This is a genomic window from Pedobacter sp. MR2016-19 (assembly GCF_014947265.1).
Classification (GTDB): domain Bacteria; phylum Bacteroidota; class Bacteroidia; order Sphingobacteriales; family Sphingobacteriaceae; genus Pedobacter.
Window position 1 is genome coordinate 24,422 of the sequence record NZ_JADCNK010000001.1, and the last position, 15,185, is coordinate 39,606.

The following is a 15,185-nucleotide window of genomic DNA, read 5'->3' on the forward strand; positions in this document are numbered from 1 at the left end:
TTAGTTTTATTTCACTTCTTCGTAGTCTACGAAGTCGCCGAGTTTATCTGTTTTACTCTGATCTGGCTTTGGAGGCATATAATCTATTGAAATAGAACCTTCAGGTTTTGACCGTCTTTGTTGTTGTTGCTGCCCTGTTGCCTGGCTCTGCATTTTGCTGGCCAGGTTATTAAACAGCATTGGCAGAATTAACTTAATCAACATTCTGATCAGCCAAAGTACCAATATTGTGATGAAAATGAATTTTACTAATGCCATTCTTTAAATTACTGTTGTTACAAATATAGACGTCGTAACATTTATTTTGTTACTTTTTTAGCCTTTAATTGCAATCCGATTACAAATATAATACGCAAATAAGGCCATAAAGGTTTTAATATTGCGATTAATCTTCAACTATTTCTGCTACGCGGCCTACCTGCCCATCCTCGAGCCTCACTTTTATCCCCCTGGAATGAAAGGCAGATGAAGTAAGCAGATCTTTCACTACACCATAAGTGATGTTTCCAGACCGCTGATCTTTCTTCAATATAATCCCGACTTCTAAGCCCGGATAAATGTCCTTTCTGTTTTGACCGTCCATTGTGCTTTATTGTTTGATGATGAAAACATCAAAAATCTATAATTATTTTGAATGTAAAGGTAATTTACTAAAATCTATTTCCGGTTTCTTACCCGGCAATTCTAATTTAAATGATATAAAAATCAATCTTTAAAACCAAATCGTTACTTGCCGAACTTTTCATTAAGTACATATTTCGAGTTAAAATTTCTAATAATTATTAAAAATAAATACCTTAGAGTTCGCCTCAAATTATCCATATGAAAAAAAATCTAATTATTTTAACATTATTAATTGCCGTCTTTTTATATAATATTATAAGTTCTATAGATTTCTTCTCCCATTTGTTACAGATAGCTAAAAAAGGTTCCTCATTTTATATTACAAATTACATCTATCCAATAATTCTTTTTATTAATTTATTGGGAATATTGATTTATGTTTTTTCGAAATATAAAAAATCCGCTTTATTGAGAATTGTACTTTTGTATTCCATTTTTTCACAGATATTTTTTTTTCTGATCAGAATGTTGAATGCAGTATCAGATAATCAGGATTTAATTCTCAAAACGGAGACAAAATATTTTCTGATGGGGATCGTAACAGTTGCACTGGATTCTTACATACTTTTTCACCTACAAAAACAGCTTAAACCAAAAGTAACAGAGCTGAATAATGAGTTTGAATTTACAGAAATAAACAAGGTGCAGCGTCTACTGCATCGAATTATAGATGTAATTTTTGTTTTTTGTTTTCTTTACTATAATATTGATTTTATTGATCGAATTATTTTTGTTTTAGTTAGAAGCGAGAATAATTTTCTGTCTGCAATAGGTTATTTTTTCAATTATCAAGACGAGATTTATTTGCCTGTATACTTCAGTTTAACTTTTTATTACTTAATAAGCGAGGGTATTTTTAATACATCTATAGGTAAAATAATATTTAGCAATATAATCGTTAACGAAACAGCGGAACAACCCTCAGTCCGACAAAGAATAGGGCGAACATTTGCCCGACTAATACCTTTTGATGCATTTTCTTTTATTTTTCTCTACAGAGGCTGGCATGATAGTCTAACAGAAACCTATATTGTAAAAGCCGATAAATCCTTTAAAAACGAGAACGACTAAGAGCCTGTTTAAATTTTTACAGCAAATATTACATAGCCTTTTGCTGTCACCCTGAGCGTAATTGATTACTTTTATTAATGCGTTGAAATGGTCTTCGACTATGCTCAGACTGACATACGAATTAATTTTATCTAATTTTTAAACAGGCTCTAAGTTATTTTGAAAACTTTTCGTTAAACATTTTCTCTAGTGCAAACATTTCGTCGCGCAGCTTTGCAGCTTGCAAAAAGTCCATATCTTTTGCTGCTTTCTGCATATCCTTACGGGTAGTATCAATTGCCCTTTGCAGTTCGGCCTTACCCATATACTGCACAATGGGATCAGCAGCAATACTGATTTCTGCATTTTCTACATAAGCCCTGGCTTTATTGTCGCTTGCTTTTTGAGAGAAATCGAGTACCGATGTCTGCTCTAAAATTGCTTCTCTTGATTTTCCGACAGTTTTTGGTGTAATGCCATGTTCAAGGTTGTATGCAATCTGTATATCTCTACGTCTGTTCGTTTCAGAGATGGTTTTTTCCATACTATCTGTAATGCCATCAGCATACATAATTACACGCCCTTTATCGTTACGGGCCGCACGGCCGATGGTTTGAATCAGCGATTTTTCAGACCGTAAGAAACCTTCTTTATCTGCATCTAAAATAGCAACCAGAGTAACCTCCGGTAAGTCCAAACCTTCACGCAGCAGGTTAATACCTACTAAAACATCAAATTCCCCTAAACGTAAGCCGCGCAGAATTTCTACCCGTTCTAAAGTTTTAATTTCGGAGTGGATGTACCTGGTTTTAATGTTTAGGCGATCAAGATATTTTGTCAATTCTTCAGCCATGCGTTTGGTTAGGGTAGTAACCAAAATACGTCCGCCGTCTTTTATGGTAATGTCTATTTCATCCAAAAGATCATCAACCTGGTTAATGGCAGGTCTGATCTCTATAACAGGATCCAATAATCCGGTTGGCCTGATTACCTGCTCTACCACCACGCCTTCTGATTTTTCCAATTCATATTCTGCAGGTGTTGCACTCACATAAATGGTTTGTGGTGCAAGGGCTTCGAATTCATTAAAATTTAAAGGGCGGTTATCCAATGCGGCCGGCAAACGGAATCCATATTCAACCAAAGATAATTTTCTTGATCTATCTCCACCATACATGGCCCTGATCTGCGGAACGGTAACATGACTTTCGTCAATTACCATTAAATAATCTTCAGGGAAATAATCCAGCAGACAGAAAGGACGCATACCAGGCTGCCTTCCATCAAAGAAACGCGAATAGTTTTCAATCCCTGAACAATAGCCCAATTCTTTCATCATTTCAATATCGAAATTGGTCCGTTCTTCCAGCCTTTTGGCTTCCAATAAGTGTCTATCGGCAATCAATTGGTTTTTACGGATCTCCAATTCTTCCTGTATACCCCAAATAGATTGATTAAAGCGGTCTTTTGGCGTAACAAAAAGGTTGGCCGGATAAATAGCCATATCTTCCAGTTTTTCGAGGGTTTTGCCTGAAACGGGGTCGATTGCCGAAAGCTCTTCAATATCATCGCCGAAAAAAGAAATGCGGTAGGCATGATCGAGATAGGCCGGATAAATATCCACGGTATCGCCCTTTACCCTGAAAGTGCCCCTTTTAAATTCGGTTGTGGTACGCGAATATAAAATCTCCACCAAACTATGTAAAAATGCATTTCTCGAAATCCGAAGCCCTACACCAAAGCGGAAAACCATCCGGGAAAAATCTTCTGGATTACCCATACCATAAATGCATGAGATGGATGATACCACGATAATGTCGCGCCTACCGCTCATTAGCGATGAGGTGGTACGTAAACGCAGTTTCTCAATTTCCTCGTTAATACTTAAATCCTTTTCGATATAAGTATTACTGGAAGCGATAAAGGCCTCTGGCTGATAATAATCGTAATAGGATACAAAGTAGTTTACCGAGTTTTCAGGAAAGAAATTTTTAAACTCTCCATAAAGCTGTGCCGCCAAGGTTTTATTGTGACTTAAAATCAAAGTAGGCTTTTGGGTCTGCTCAATTACATTGGCCACGGTAAACGTTTTTCCTGATCCGGTAACGCCCAATAAAGTTTGATAATGTTCGTTAGCATTTACGCCATCAACCAGCTGTTTAATGGCACTAGGCTGATCTCCGGTAGGTTGATATTCTGAGGTGATTTTAAATTTCATGAGTATATCAAATATACGATTTAGGGATTAAACAGTAAAACAGGCAAAAGTCAGGAAAGTTGGAGATTGACCGGTTAATAAAAGTTTTAAGATTATATAAATGATTTATGCCAAAAATTAAATATCACGTTTAGAGCGTTTAAATGGCTATCAACCTAGTAAATCGAAAGTTTAACTTTTGATTTACTAGGTTGATAATAAAAAAATCCCCGTTGAATTTTCTTCAACGGGGATTTTTATAAGTGTTGTCATCTCTATCCGATAGCTATGGATGAAGCTCAGCGGAATGGAGAGATCTATGGTAGATTTCTGAACTGCGCTTGCACCCGATAGCTAGCTATCCGGTCTGCTCGAAATGACGATAAAATTATTATTTCTCCGCAGCTGCCTGCATAGGGTTTTTACCAACCGATTGACCCCTTACAGTAGTGCTTGCCTTCATTTTGTAAGCCTTAAACTTGCTTTCTTTTACTTTGCCTCCCCATGTATTATTTGAGGTGTCAATATCAGCAGTTTCGAGTAAAGGATCTATTAAAACAGAAGCCACTTCTTTATCTTTTACATAAAATTTAGAGGTTTTCAATTCATTATGTCTCCATATTTGTGCCGGAATACGGTCAAGTTCTTTTGTACCATCTTTATAGGTAAATTCTACAATAATCGGCATCACTAAACCTCCCTTATTGCTAAAACTTAATTCGTATAAGAACTTATTATCGTACTTGCTTTTTTCTGCTTCCGGAACAACATCCGCAGAAAATGGAAGAGTTGTTTTAGTAGCCACTGTAGTATCTACGGTCACCATTCCTCTATCGTATTTATAATAAAAATCCTGTGCAGCAGCATTTTTATCTACATAAAAGCTAATTTTCTTGTCCTCGCGGTTTCTGATTTTTGAAATATCCTCAAAAGCATTAACCATCGGTTTATCAATTTTTATCATTCTTGATCTTGCCGCCGGAAGTTCTTTAGGGAAGTCTGCTTTAGCAAATTTCACACTGTCTAACGAAATGTCGCATGGATCTGTTCCATAAAACCAACCTCGCCAAAACCAATCTAAATCTTCACCACTGGCATCTTCCATGGTACGGAAAAGATCTGCTGGTTGTGGATGTTTAAATGCCCATCTTTTTGCATATTCTTTAAATGCGTAATCGAATAGTTCTCTGCCCATAATGGTTTCGCGAAGTATATTCAGGCCTGTAGCAGGCTTTGAATAAGCATTTGGGCCAAAACGCGCAATGTTTTCAGAGTTGGTCATAATGGGCTCTAACTCATCTTTAGGCAGTTTCATATAATCAACAATGGTGAAGGCAGGCCCTTTTTTACTTGGAAATTTGTTATCCCAAAGCTCTTCGGTTAAATATTCAACAAACGAGTTCAAACCTTCATCCATCCAGGTCCATTGACGTTCGTCGCTATTTACAATCATCGGGAAAAAGTTGTGCCCAACCTCATGGATAATTACACCAAGCATTCCGTTTTTGGTGCTTTCGCTATAAGTTCCATCTACATCGGTACGGCCATAGTTAAAACAAATCATCGGATATTCCATTCCATTGGCTGCTTCGATACTTTGCGCAACCGGGTAAGGGTAAGGAATGGTAAAGTCTGAATAGGTTTTAATGGTATGTGCTACTGCACGAGTAGAAAATTTACTGTACAGGCTGTAAGCTTCTTTCCCATAAAAACTCATACACATTACGGTATTGTTGTTGGCCTGGATTTTTTGTGGCATGGCATCCCAGATAAATTTACGGGAAGAAGTCCATGCAAAATCACGAACATTACTGGCATTGAAAACCCAGGTTTTTTTAGCGGTTGATTTTTTGGTCTCCGCTATTTTAGCTTCAGCCAAAGTTTGAATCTCTACAGGTGCAGCCGCCGTTTTTGCAGCATTGTACCTGCTTAACTGCGTAGGGTTTAAAACAGCGCTATAGTTGATACATTCGCCAGTTGAACCAACAAGGTGGTCAGCAGGAACAGTCATCTGTACTTTAAAATCGCCAAAAGTTAAAGCAAACTCGCCTCTTCCTGTAAACTGGTGGTTTTGCCAGCCTTGAAAATCGCTGTACACACACAAACGTGGATACCACTGTGTCATGGTAAACAGGTAATTGCCATCTGCCGGGAAAAACTCGTAACCACCACGCCCACCAACACTCATCCTGTCGGTAATTTTGTAGTTCCAGTCTATGTTAAAGATAAATTTCTGTCCGGTTCTTAAAGCTACTGGTAAATCAATCCTCATCATGGTTTTGTTAACCGTATATTTTAGGTTTTTGCCAGCAGCATCTGTTAATTTGGAAATGTTGATGCCATTGCCATTGTTTGCTTTCGAACTCAGCTCATCTAAAGACTGGATACTTCCTACGGTTGGCATTCTTGTTGCATCCTGATAGTTGGCATTCTTATCGGTACTATGCTCATTTTCATCAAGCTGCAGCCAGATATAAGTTAGAGGATCAGGAGAATTGTTGGTATAGGTTACGGTTTCAGATCCCGTAAGTAACAGGTTTTTTTCATCCAGCTCACATTTGATGTTATAATCGGCACGTTGCTGCCAGTATTTAACGCCGGGTGCGCCACTGGCTGTGCGCTGTTCGTTTGGTGTTGGCAAAATAGTACCCAACTGCTCAAACTTATTACCGTGATTGCTCCCAGGGTTATTCTGAATATTTTGAGCCATAGCTAAACTTCCAGAAAGAAATAGCAAGCCGGTTAAAGTAAATAGTTTATTCATTATATGTTTATTAAAAAGGAATTCGTTCTAAAGCCATCTTTAAAGCCAGGCTGAATACGGCTGCTGATATAAATAAAACCCAGCTCATACGTTTTATGCGGGTGTAATTGAAAATTAAAAAAGTAATTAAAAGAATGATAATCACCATAAAAATCTGTCCTGCCTCAAGCCCTACATTAAAGCCGAATAATCCCCAGCCAATGTTCTGGTCTTTTGCCAGCATAATCCTGATGGAATTAGCGAAACCCATGCCATGGATCAATCCAAAACCCAATGCCAAAAAATAATTAATCTTAATGGATTTTAAGGAGAAATTTTTTCTGAACAAATTGCTGATCGCCGTAATCACAATGGTACAGGGAATCAAAAACTCTACCCACTTACTATCAAACCTGATGATATCCAATACGCTTAAAAGTAAGGTAAATGAGTGGCCTACGGTAAAGGCCGTAACCAATATAAGTACCTGCTTTAAATTAACATAACTGTAAATAGCCACCAGGGCTAAAACAAACAGCTGGTGATCTAAAGCGTCGGCACTGATAATATGCTCCCAACCCAATTTAAAATAAAAGATAAAATCTTGTAACGGCATGAAATAATAAGCTAAAATTGGGCATAAAATAGTTTACAATAGTTAAAATTATATTTTTAATTGCAAAAACCCTAGGTATTCCTTAAACAAAAGCATAAATCCTAAATTTGTTACTGTTTTTTCTGTTATTTAGGCTAATTATTTGGTTTTAGCTTTAAAGCTTAACTTTGTTTTCTCTTAACAAAAAATGATGCGTAAATTAAAATATACCCTGCTGTTTTTGTGCTTTGCCTTTTTTTCTGTTAAAGCTGGTATAAAACATCCACTGCATGTAAGCACAACTGAAGTAAACTTTAATGCAAAGGATAAAACTTTAGAAATAAGCTGTAAAATTTTTTCAGACGACTTCGAGGCAATTTTAGCTAAATTATATAAACAGAAAACCGATTTAAGCAACGCAACAATGAAAACTGCAATGGATGAACTGGTAAAAAAATACCTGCTTTCTCATTTACAGCTAAAAGCCAACGGCAAAGCTGTTGCCATGAACTACATCGGATTTGAGATCGACCATGAGGCTACTAATATTTACCTGGAAGTTGAAAAAGTTGCAGCTGTAAAATCTGTTGAGGTTAACGATACCATTTTATACGATATGTTTGATGATCAGATGAGTATCGTACATGTGGTAAAGGGTAGCACCCGTAAAAGCACTAAAATACTGTACCCCGAAAAGAAGTTTACTGCAAACTTTTAATTGTAATTTTTGTATTAAATAATGATTCAGTGTTAAATTACTGTTAATTTTAATGGTCATTATTAATTAGGTTAATATAGGCTGAGAAATATTTCTTGTAATCTTTTTTTAAATACAGCGTTGTTAAAAATAAGTTATGCATCTAATCATCTTCTCTAACATATTAACGCCTCGGATTAAATATATCTTTAATTTCATTTTTAAAGATATCCTTAAAGCAGAAGTAGAATTTACGGGCAATAGCGCGTATTTTTTGCAGAGCGAACACATCAAAATCAGTTATGGCAATGAACCCTTAGGCGAAGAACTTTTCTTTAAAAGTACACCTTTGCTTTTCTCTAATAAATTAGAAGAAATTAAACCTAAAACCGTTTCATTTGGAGAGTACCAGGTTCCTTTTCCGGTAGAGCAATCTGCATTACCATTTGATGTTTTTGCTGCATCCTTTTTTATGATCAGCAGGTACGAAGAATACCTTAGTCAGCGAAATACAGAAGAAGAATTTAAGCCCTCAAAAAGTTATCAGCATAAATGGAGGGTGCTTGATAAGCCGATTATTGACGAGTGGGCATTAATCATTAAAAGTATCATCAGGAAAAAGCATCCAACCTTTAAGTTTCAGGAAAAGAAATTTCAGCACCAGCCTACCATCCATTTTAATATGTTAACCCATCTGCCTGATGGTTTCTTAAACAAGACCAAATTTATTTTCAGTGCTGTATTTAAAAAAGAGAATAATTACCTGGGTTCGAAATTTGACAGGTTAACAGGAATTGGGATTAATAATGAACAAGTGCTTGAGCAGGTCAAGGAAATCTTTGTTTCAAAAAAAAGCAACCCACTTTATTTTCTCGATTTTCCTGATGTTCCGATGGATTACATCAGGACAAACAACATTGCTAAAATCTTGAATAATCAATCAGTTGGATTGTTAAGGCCCTGCGCCAGCAACAAGCAAAAGATGACTGAAATTAAAGAAGGTTTGGTTAAGCTCAAAAAAATCCATCCCAACCTTACTACATCAACCAGCCAACAGTTAGAAGTATTAAAATTCCCGATCTGTTATTTAAACATTCTTAATTCGGGCATTACTTCCGATTATTCTATGGGTTATGGCAGTGTACCAGGATTTAGGGCAGGAACCTGCACTCCGTTTAACTGGTATGATCTCCAGCTCGAGAAAGTAACACCTTTGGTAGTTCATTCCTATTGCCTGAACGATCATATCCTTCAGTTTTTAATCCATGAAGCAGCAACTGAAAAAATACATCAATATACTGATGCAGTAAAAATGGTAAATGGCACCTTTTACAGCAGCTGGAGCTTGAAAAGTTTGTCAGATCATCCTAAATATAAGAAGTTAAAATCACTTTTTAGAGAAATGCTTAATTATGCAGGGAATTGATTTTAGTTTACATTATTTAACTCAGAATTGCTAATTTTAATTATTAATCCCTAATATTTCAAAAAACCACATGATGATTTTTGATGTAAGCAAGACAAAATCTATCGCCAATACTTTTATTGCCGAACTTCGTGACGAGCATATCCAGAAAGACTCAATGCGTTTCCGCAAAAACCTCGAAAGGCTTGGTGAGTTCTTTGCTTATGAGATCAGCAGATCATTGACATACACTCACCAGGAAATCGTAACGCCTTTAGGTGTATCATCTTGTGAAGTTTTAAGCCAACAGCCTGTTTTAGCTACCATACTCCGGGCGGGGTTACCACTTCAACAGGGCCTGCTCAACATCTTCGACAAAGCCGAATGCTGCTTTATTTCTGCTTATCGCAAAGTAAATAAGGGCGGCGATTTTGTAATTCAAATGGATTACATTTCTACTCCGGATTTAGAAGGAAAAGTTTTGATTATGGCCGATCCAATGCTGGCCACCGGACAAAGCATGGTGATGTGCTGTAAAGAGCTGATGAACCGCTACAAAATTGCCGAGCTTCATATCGTTGCTGCAATAGCGAGTGCAGAAGGTGTTGCCCATGTACGTGCCAACCTGCCTAAAGCAAAACTTTGGCTCGGGGCAATAGATGAGGAAATGACCAGTAAATCTTACATCGTACCGGGTCTTGGCGATGCCGGGGATTTAGCTTATGGAGAGAAGATTTAGGTTAGTTATTAGTCTGAAGTCTTTAGTCCCGGTTCTTGTAACGCCCAATATAAAATGAATATCCTCTTTGTATGCAGTAGAAATAAATGGCGTAGTGCTACTGCCGAGACCATTTATAAGAACCATCCCGAACACCAGGTACGCTCAGCCGGCACGGAGCCATCGGCAAGGATTAAAATCAGTGTAAAACTGATTACCTGGTCTGAACTGATCTTTGTGATGGAGAAAAAACACAAACAAAGGATTTTCGAACGTTTTCCTGAAGAAATGTACGAAAAGGAAATTATTACGCTCGATATTCCGGATGATTATCAGTACATGGATGAGGAGCTTATCGAAGAGCTAAACGCAAAGGTGGCTGATTATTTATAAATCAAAGATCATTAAGTTACCTTTGTGAAAACGTCACAAATGAAAAAACATATCTTCTTCGACCTTGACCATACCATCTGGGATTTTGACCGCAATGCCGAAGAAACATTAAACGAGCTTTATCATACTTATAAACTGGATGAACTCGGCCTTAAATCCTGCGCCGATTTTATCTCCACTTACACCGAAAATAACCATCAATTGTGGGCCGATTACCATCTGGGCAAAATCACAAAAGATTTTTTAAGATCGGAGCGCTTTAGCAAAACGTTTATTCAATTGGGAATTCATCCTGATGTTGTTCCTCATCAATTTGAAGACGACTATGTAAATATTTCACCAACTAAAACAAATTTGTTCGAAGGAGCAGAAAACGTTTTGGGCTATCTTCAACAAAAGTATACTCTGCATATTATTTCTAATGGGTTTAAGGAAACAACCTTAACCAAAATGAATCTTTCGAATCTTAATCCATATTTCGAAAATGTAATCATTTCGGAAGATGTGGGAGTAAATAAACCAAATCCTGTCATTTTTGAATATGCATTGGATAAAGCAAAGGCTTTAAAGACAGAAAGCATTATGATTGGCGACAGTTTAGAAGCCGATATTTATGGTGCTTTAGGTTTTGGTATGGAGGCCATCTTTTTTAATCCTTTGAAAAAAGAAAAACCTGAAGATGTAAAACAGGAAATCTTTCATTTAGAAGAATTGTTAAAACTTTTTTAATCCTACTCCTTTTTTGTTTGGTTTTGGCATTTGTTTGGCATTAATTCAAAACACACACAAATGAAACCTTAATCAAAATGAAAAAAACCATCTTTTTAGGACTGGCAATGTTATTTGCTACCCTAAGTTTCGCTCAAAACAACCGAAGATCTGCCGAAGTTTTCTTAGAAATCGTTAATCCTGGTAAATACAACGTGTATTTAGACGAAGAACTTGTTTCATCGGCCACTGGTAGATTTCGCTTTTACGATGTCTACAATTCTACACCAGTACTATCTATTATTCAGGGCAATACGGAAATCTTAAAACAGCGGGTAAGGGTGATTCCGGAACAAAGGCTTGTTTTAAGTTTGGAAGGTAAGGAATTAATCACGCTGAAACAGCTGAATATCTTTCAGAACAGGCAATACGCCCTGGACGATTTTGATGGATATACCGGAGATTATAATACAGGTATTGTTCCGCCAGTGCTGCCGCAGCCAGATCCGAATTACCGTTTATTATCGCCAGAGGCTTTTCAGGAATTTTATACCAGTTATAAAAAATGCGATTTTGATAACGAAAGAGTAAGATTGATCAATGCAGTAAGTAAAAACGCTTCCTTTTCCAGCGGTCAGAGCAAACTTATTCTTAAAACATTCACATTTGATCAAGAACGTTTGAAAATCGCTAAAAACCTATATCAAACCGTTGTAGACCCACAAAATTATTTTACAATTGCTGAGACATTTGAATTCCCTTACTATAAAGATGAATTTTTAAAATATTTGGAGAAGCCGTAATTCAGCCTATCTTTATTAAATGACGGCTGCAAAAGTGAAGGCATCGATACATCAGGTGGTCGATGCCTATAAATCGAAATTATCGCGTTACCCTGAAGGTATTTTCCAAACAATCCCTCCAATTTCTGGCTGGAGTTATAGCGAGGTATATTCACATATTTTTGATTCGAGCCTACTTTCAATAATTGCTTTTGCACACGCTGCAAATGGCAAAGGTGAGAACAAACCGACTCATTTTATGGTAAAGCTGATTTTATTACTAGGCGCTTTACCTCCTGCAAAAAAGTATAAAGTGCCCAAACGGCTGGCAGAGCGTGTAAAAAAGATCAGCAAAACAGAAGCCCTCGATTTTATTTTAGAATTTGAAAAAGCTCTGGACGATAACTACCCATTACTTGCACATGCAACAACCAACAGCAAAACGAAACACCCAAGATTAGGTCATTTAAATGCTAAACAATGGCTTAGGTTTATAGAAATACATTTAAAGCACCACCTAAAACAGTTAGAAAGAATAGAAAAGAGTTTTCAGGCGTAAATTAATTTCGCCATATTTGGTTAATCCTAAAATATGTGCTCATGAAATATATTTTTTATCTCTCCATGATTGCGATACTTTGTGCTTGTAATAGCAGCGAAAAGAAAGAAAGCGCTCAGGCTGTTATTCCAACACCTACCGGGCTCCAGGGATTGCAAAAAAGCAATGTCGCTCAGCCAGTAGCACAGAATAATAAAAGTAATCTGATTTTTAATCCGCCGCATGGCGAAGCCGGACATAGCTGTGCACTGGCCGTTGGTGCTCCGTTAAACCCTACAGCAAAAGTGCAGCCCCAACAAAATACAAATCCACAGCCAACACCTGCCCCAGCGGCGACTGTTGTAAATTCCTCAGGAAAAAAGCTAAACCCCAAGCACGGAGAGCCTGGTCATAGATGTGATATCGCTGTTGGTGCGCCTTTAGATAGTAAGCCAACGCAAGTGGTTACTACGACGCAACCTGCCGTTACGCAGGTATCGGGTGCAAAAGCAGGAAAAGGTTTAAACCCACCGCATGGTCGGCCAAACCATAGGTGCGATCTTGCTGTTGGTGCGCCATTGAACAGTAAACCTGCCCCGGCTGCAAACCCAGTACCAATTCCAACGCCTGATGCTAGAACTATCGAGACAAAAGTGCTGGAAACAAAAAGCGAGGGCTAACCGCCACATAGCCAATAAAAATATTTGAATTTAGGGTACCACACTTAACGCACATTTTTTTACATCTTTGCGGTAATGAAATTACCCGCCATAAAAGGTTTTGACGAAGAAGCATTTAACAAGTATTTAAAGAATACGGGGTGGTTAATGTTGGCCAGAGTTGGAAGTTTAGTAATCAAAATTTTAGTAGGATTTGCAATTACCAATTATTTAGGAAAGACTCAAAATGGTATCTTAAATTATCCAACTGCATTTACAACGTTTTTTGTTGCAGCGGCCGCCCTTGGTTTAGATGGTTTTACTACCCGTGAACTTCTTCGTACACCAGAAAATAGAGATCGTTTACTTGGAACGGCCTTCTGGCTTAAGCTTGCTGGGGGAATTTGTATTATCCCACTTATATATTTTGCATATATTCTTTGGAATACGCATAAGCCCATTGAAACCCCGCTCATCTATATTGTGATTGTAGGGCTTACCGGAATAACTCAGGCTTTCTATATTACCGATAGTTATTTCCAATCTAAAGTACAAGCCAAATACGTAATGCGTGTTCAGGTATTCGGAAATATTATTTCTGCATTAATAAAATTGGTATTTATTCTTTTAAAATTAAATGTAGAATGGTTTGTTTTTGCTCTGCTACTTGACACTATAATTCTGGCAATTGGGTACGTTTATTTTTATAGCATAAAAGTTGGAAGTATTTTCAAATGGGTATTTGATTCAGCATTAGCAAAATACCTCGTCAAACATTCATGGCCGCTAGCACTATCTGCAGTTCTGGTTTCAATATACATGAAAATTGATCAGCTGATGGTGGAAAATTATCTTGGCACTGGCGCTTTAGGGATTTATTCAACCGTTGTAGCGTTAAGTGAAAGCTGGTATTTTATACCAGTTGCAATAGTAACTTCTGTATTTCCTGCAATTATGAATGCCAAAAGAGATAATCCGGAAAGATATATGAAACGTCTACAGAATATGTATGACATTATGGTTTGGATAAGTTTGAGCGTAGCACTTTTCATGACTTTTGCCTCACCAATTATATACCATATCGTTTATACTCCAGAATTTTGGGATGGTGCACATGTGCTAACTGTCCATGTTTGGGCAGGTATATTTGTTTTTTTAGGTAGCGCCAGCGGGCAGTATCTTATTGCAGAAGGATATACTAAGTTATCGATGCTCCGAACCGGAATGGGCGCAATTGTGAATATTGTTTTAAACGTATTATGGATACCAAAATATGGTATCATGGGAGCTGCACTTGCTACTCTTATTGCTTACTTCACAGCCACCTTTTTTATTTTATTAATTCCTAAAACACGTCAACAAGGTATAATGATGTTAAAATCATTATTTTTGGTCACAGCATTTCAAAAAATATTTAAACGTTGAGTACTCTTAAAGCATTAAGCACACTAATTGCAAAGCCTAGCAGGCTTAAAGCATTATTATCATACGGACATAAGGGCTACCTGAACAGTATTGGCTGGTTTACGGCCTTTGATAAAAAACAGGCCGTAGACGGGCAAGGGAAGGCTTTACCGTGGGTAACCTATTCCTTTATCGATTTTATTAAGGAGCGAATAAACAAAACACAACACATTTTCGAATATGGCTCTGGCAGTTCTACTATTTTTTACGCCGAAAGAGCTGGCTCGGTAACTTCTGTTGAGCACGATAAGGGCTGGTTTTATAAAGTAAAAAACACCAGTCCGGGCAATGCTGAAATGATCTTCTGCCAATTGGAAAAAGATGGAGAATATGCTAAAAAAGCAACTTTGCTTGATAAAAAATTCGATATTATTATTGTTGACGGACGGGACCGTGTAAACTGTTGTAAGTACAGCGTTGATGCTCTATCAGCAAATGGTGTATTGGTTTTGGATGACAGCGAACGTGAGGTCTATCAGCCTGCACGCGTGCTGTTAAAAGCCCAGGGTTTTAAAGAAATCAGTTTCAGTGGAATTTCTCCCGGACTCTTTTACGAAAAAGCAACTTCGGTTTTTTATAAGCAAGATAATTGTTTATGTATTTAATCAGTCA

Annotated in this window: 16 protein-coding genes; 11 read left to right on the plus strand and 5 right to left on the minus strand. The window is 37.3% G+C overall.

All coding sequences use genetic code 11. The features are described from left to right. Window positions 1-6: 6 nt before the first annotated feature. The gene (locus IM793_RS00110; protein ID WP_121285951.1) at window positions 7-258 is read right to left on the minus strand and encodes a DUF4834 family protein; all 252 of its coding nucleotides are present in this window, start codon (window positions 256-258) and stop codon (window positions 7-9) included. 127 nt (window positions 259-385) lie between these two features. Beyond that, window positions 386-583, minus strand: a complete 198-nt coding sequence (locus IM793_RS00115; protein WP_090497912.1) for a YwbE family protein — start codon at window positions 581-583, stop codon at window positions 386-388. Between the two features lie 239 nt (window positions 584-822). Between IM793_RS00115 and IM793_RS00120 the strand changes: the two genes are divergently transcribed. Further along, window positions 823-1,695, plus strand: a complete 873-nt coding sequence (locus tag IM793_RS00120; protein WP_193419184.1) for an RDD family protein — start codon at window positions 823-825, stop codon at window positions 1,693-1,695. Between the two features lie 154 nt (window positions 1,696-1,849). Here IM793_RS00120 and uvrB read toward each other — a convergent pair whose 3' ends face one another. From uvrB to IM793_RS00135, 3 genes are all read right to left on the minus strand, one after another. Beyond that, a complete protein-coding gene (gene uvrB, locus IM793_RS00125; protein ID WP_227256082.1) occupies window positions 1,850-3,892 on the minus strand; it encodes an excinuclease ABC subunit UvrB in 2,043 nt (680 codons plus the stop codon). Window positions 3,893-4,262: 370 nt separating this feature from the next. Continuing rightward, window positions 4,263-6,635, minus strand: a complete 2,373-nt coding sequence (locus IM793_RS00130; RefSeq protein WP_193419185.1) for a M1 family metallopeptidase — start codon at window positions 6,633-6,635, stop codon at window positions 4,263-4,265. A 10-nt stretch (window positions 6,636-6,645) separates the two neighbouring features. Beyond that, complete coding sequence (locus tag IM793_RS00135; protein ID WP_193419186.1) at window positions 6,646-7,230, minus strand: HupE/UreJ family protein; 585 nt, start codon at window positions 7,228-7,230, stop codon at window positions 6,646-6,648. 187 nt (window positions 7,231-7,417) lie between these two features. Between IM793_RS00135 and IM793_RS00140 the strand changes: the two genes are divergently transcribed. From IM793_RS00140 to IM793_RS00185, 10 genes are all read left to right on the plus strand, one after another. After that, window positions 7,418-7,927, plus strand: coding sequence for a DUF6702 family protein (locus IM793_RS00140; RefSeq protein WP_193419187.1), 510 nt, complete (start codon window positions 7,418-7,420; stop codon window positions 7,925-7,927). 136 nt (window positions 7,928-8,063) lie between these two features. After that, window positions 8,064-9,332 (plus strand): hypothetical protein, encoded by a 1,269-nt coding sequence (locus IM793_RS00145; RefSeq protein WP_193419188.1) that lies wholly within the window; start codon window positions 8,064-8,066, stop codon window positions 9,330-9,332. Between the two features lie 73 nt (window positions 9,333-9,405). Further along, window positions 9,406-10,050 (plus strand): uracil phosphoribosyltransferase, encoded by a 645-nt coding sequence (gene upp, locus IM793_RS00150; protein WP_193419573.1) that lies wholly within the window; start codon window positions 9,406-9,408, stop codon window positions 10,048-10,050. 54 nt (window positions 10,051-10,104) lie between these two features. After that, window positions 10,105-10,422, plus strand: coding sequence for a low molecular weight protein tyrosine phosphatase family protein (locus tag IM793_RS00155; RefSeq protein WP_193419189.1), 318 nt, complete (start codon window positions 10,105-10,107; stop codon window positions 10,420-10,422). Window positions 10,423-10,461: 39 nt separating this feature from the next. Next, the gene (locus tag IM793_RS00160) at window positions 10,462-11,151 is read left to right on the plus strand and encodes a YjjG family noncanonical pyrimidine nucleotidase (protein WP_132395454.1); all 690 of its coding nucleotides are present in this window, start codon (window positions 10,462-10,464) and stop codon (window positions 11,149-11,151) included. A gap of 77 nt (window positions 11,152-11,228) precedes the next feature. Beyond that, a complete protein-coding gene (locus IM793_RS00165; protein WP_193419190.1) occupies window positions 11,229-11,933 on the plus strand; it encodes a DUF4476 domain-containing protein in 705 nt (234 codons plus the stop codon). Between the two features lie 19 nt (window positions 11,934-11,952). After that, a complete protein-coding gene (locus IM793_RS00170; protein ID WP_193419191.1) occupies window positions 11,953-12,471 on the plus strand; it encodes a DUF1569 domain-containing protein in 519 nt (172 codons plus the stop codon). 41 nt (window positions 12,472-12,512) lie between these two features. Next, a complete protein-coding gene (locus IM793_RS00175) occupies window positions 12,513-13,130 on the plus strand; it encodes a hypothetical protein (RefSeq protein WP_193419192.1) in 618 nt (205 codons plus the stop codon). 75 nt (window positions 13,131-13,205) lie between these two features. Further along, window positions 13,206-14,534, plus strand: coding sequence for a flippase (locus tag IM793_RS00180; protein WP_193419193.1), 1,329 nt, complete (start codon window positions 13,206-13,208; stop codon window positions 14,532-14,534). After that, a complete protein-coding gene (locus IM793_RS00185) occupies window positions 14,531-15,178 on the plus strand; it encodes an FkbM family methyltransferase (RefSeq protein WP_193419194.1) in 648 nt (215 codons plus the stop codon). Before IM793_RS00180 ends, IM793_RS00185 begins: the two co-directional genes overlap by 4 nt. Window positions 15,179-15,185: the final 7 nt, after the last annotated feature.

Bases quoted from the DNA above. Each gene is read 5' to 3' on its own strand.
- IM793_RS00180 (WP_193419193.1), top strand. From the start codon at position 13,206: ATGAAATTACCCGCCATAAAAGGTTTTGACGAAGAAGCATTTAACAAG.
- IM793_RS00155 (WP_193419189.1), top strand. From the start codon at position 10,105: ATGAATATCCTCTTTGTATGCAGTAGAAATAAATGGCGTAGTGCTACT.
- upp (WP_193419573.1), top strand. From the start codon at position 9,406: ATGATTTTTGATGTAAGCAAGACAAAATCTATCGCCAATACTTTTATT.
- IM793_RS00130 (WP_193419185.1), bottom strand. From the start codon at position 6,635: ATGAATAAACTATTTACTTTAACCGGCTTGCTATTTCTTTCTGGAAGT.
- IM793_RS00115 (WP_090497912.1), bottom strand. From the start codon at position 583: ATGGACGGTCAAAACAGAAAGGACATTTATCCGGGCTTAGAAGTCGGG.
- IM793_RS00135 (WP_193419186.1), bottom strand. From the start codon at position 7,230: ATGCCGTTACAAGATTTTATCTTTTATTTTAAATTGGGTTGGGAGCAT.
- IM793_RS00165 (WP_193419190.1), top strand. From the start codon at position 11,229: ATGAAAAAAACCATCTTTTTAGGACTGGCAATGTTATTTGCTACCCTA.
- IM793_RS00120 (WP_193419184.1), top strand. From the start codon at position 823: ATGAAAAAAAATCTAATTATTTTAACATTATTAATTGCCGTCTTTTTA.
- IM793_RS00170 (WP_193419191.1), top strand. From the start codon at position 11,953: ATGACGGCTGCAAAAGTGAAGGCATCGATACATCAGGTGGTCGATGCC.
- IM793_RS00140 (WP_193419187.1), top strand. From the start codon at position 7,418: ATGATGCGTAAATTAAAATATACCCTGCTGTTTTTGTGCTTTGCCTTT.
- IM793_RS00110 (WP_121285951.1), bottom strand. From the start codon at position 258: ATGGCATTAGTAAAATTCATTTTCATCACAATATTGGTACTTTGGCTG.
- IM793_RS00175 (WP_193419192.1), top strand. From the start codon at position 12,513: ATGAAATATATTTTTTATCTCTCCATGATTGCGATACTTTGTGCTTGT.
- IM793_RS00160 (WP_132395454.1), top strand. From the start codon at position 10,462: ATGAAAAAACATATCTTCTTCGACCTTGACCATACCATCTGGGATTTT.
- uvrB (WP_227256082.1), bottom strand. From the start codon at position 3,892: ATGAAATTTAAAATCACCTCAGAATATCAACCTACCGGAGATCAGCCT.
- IM793_RS00145 (WP_193419188.1), top strand. From the start codon at position 8,064: ATGCATCTAATCATCTTCTCTAACATATTAACGCCTCGGATTAAATAT.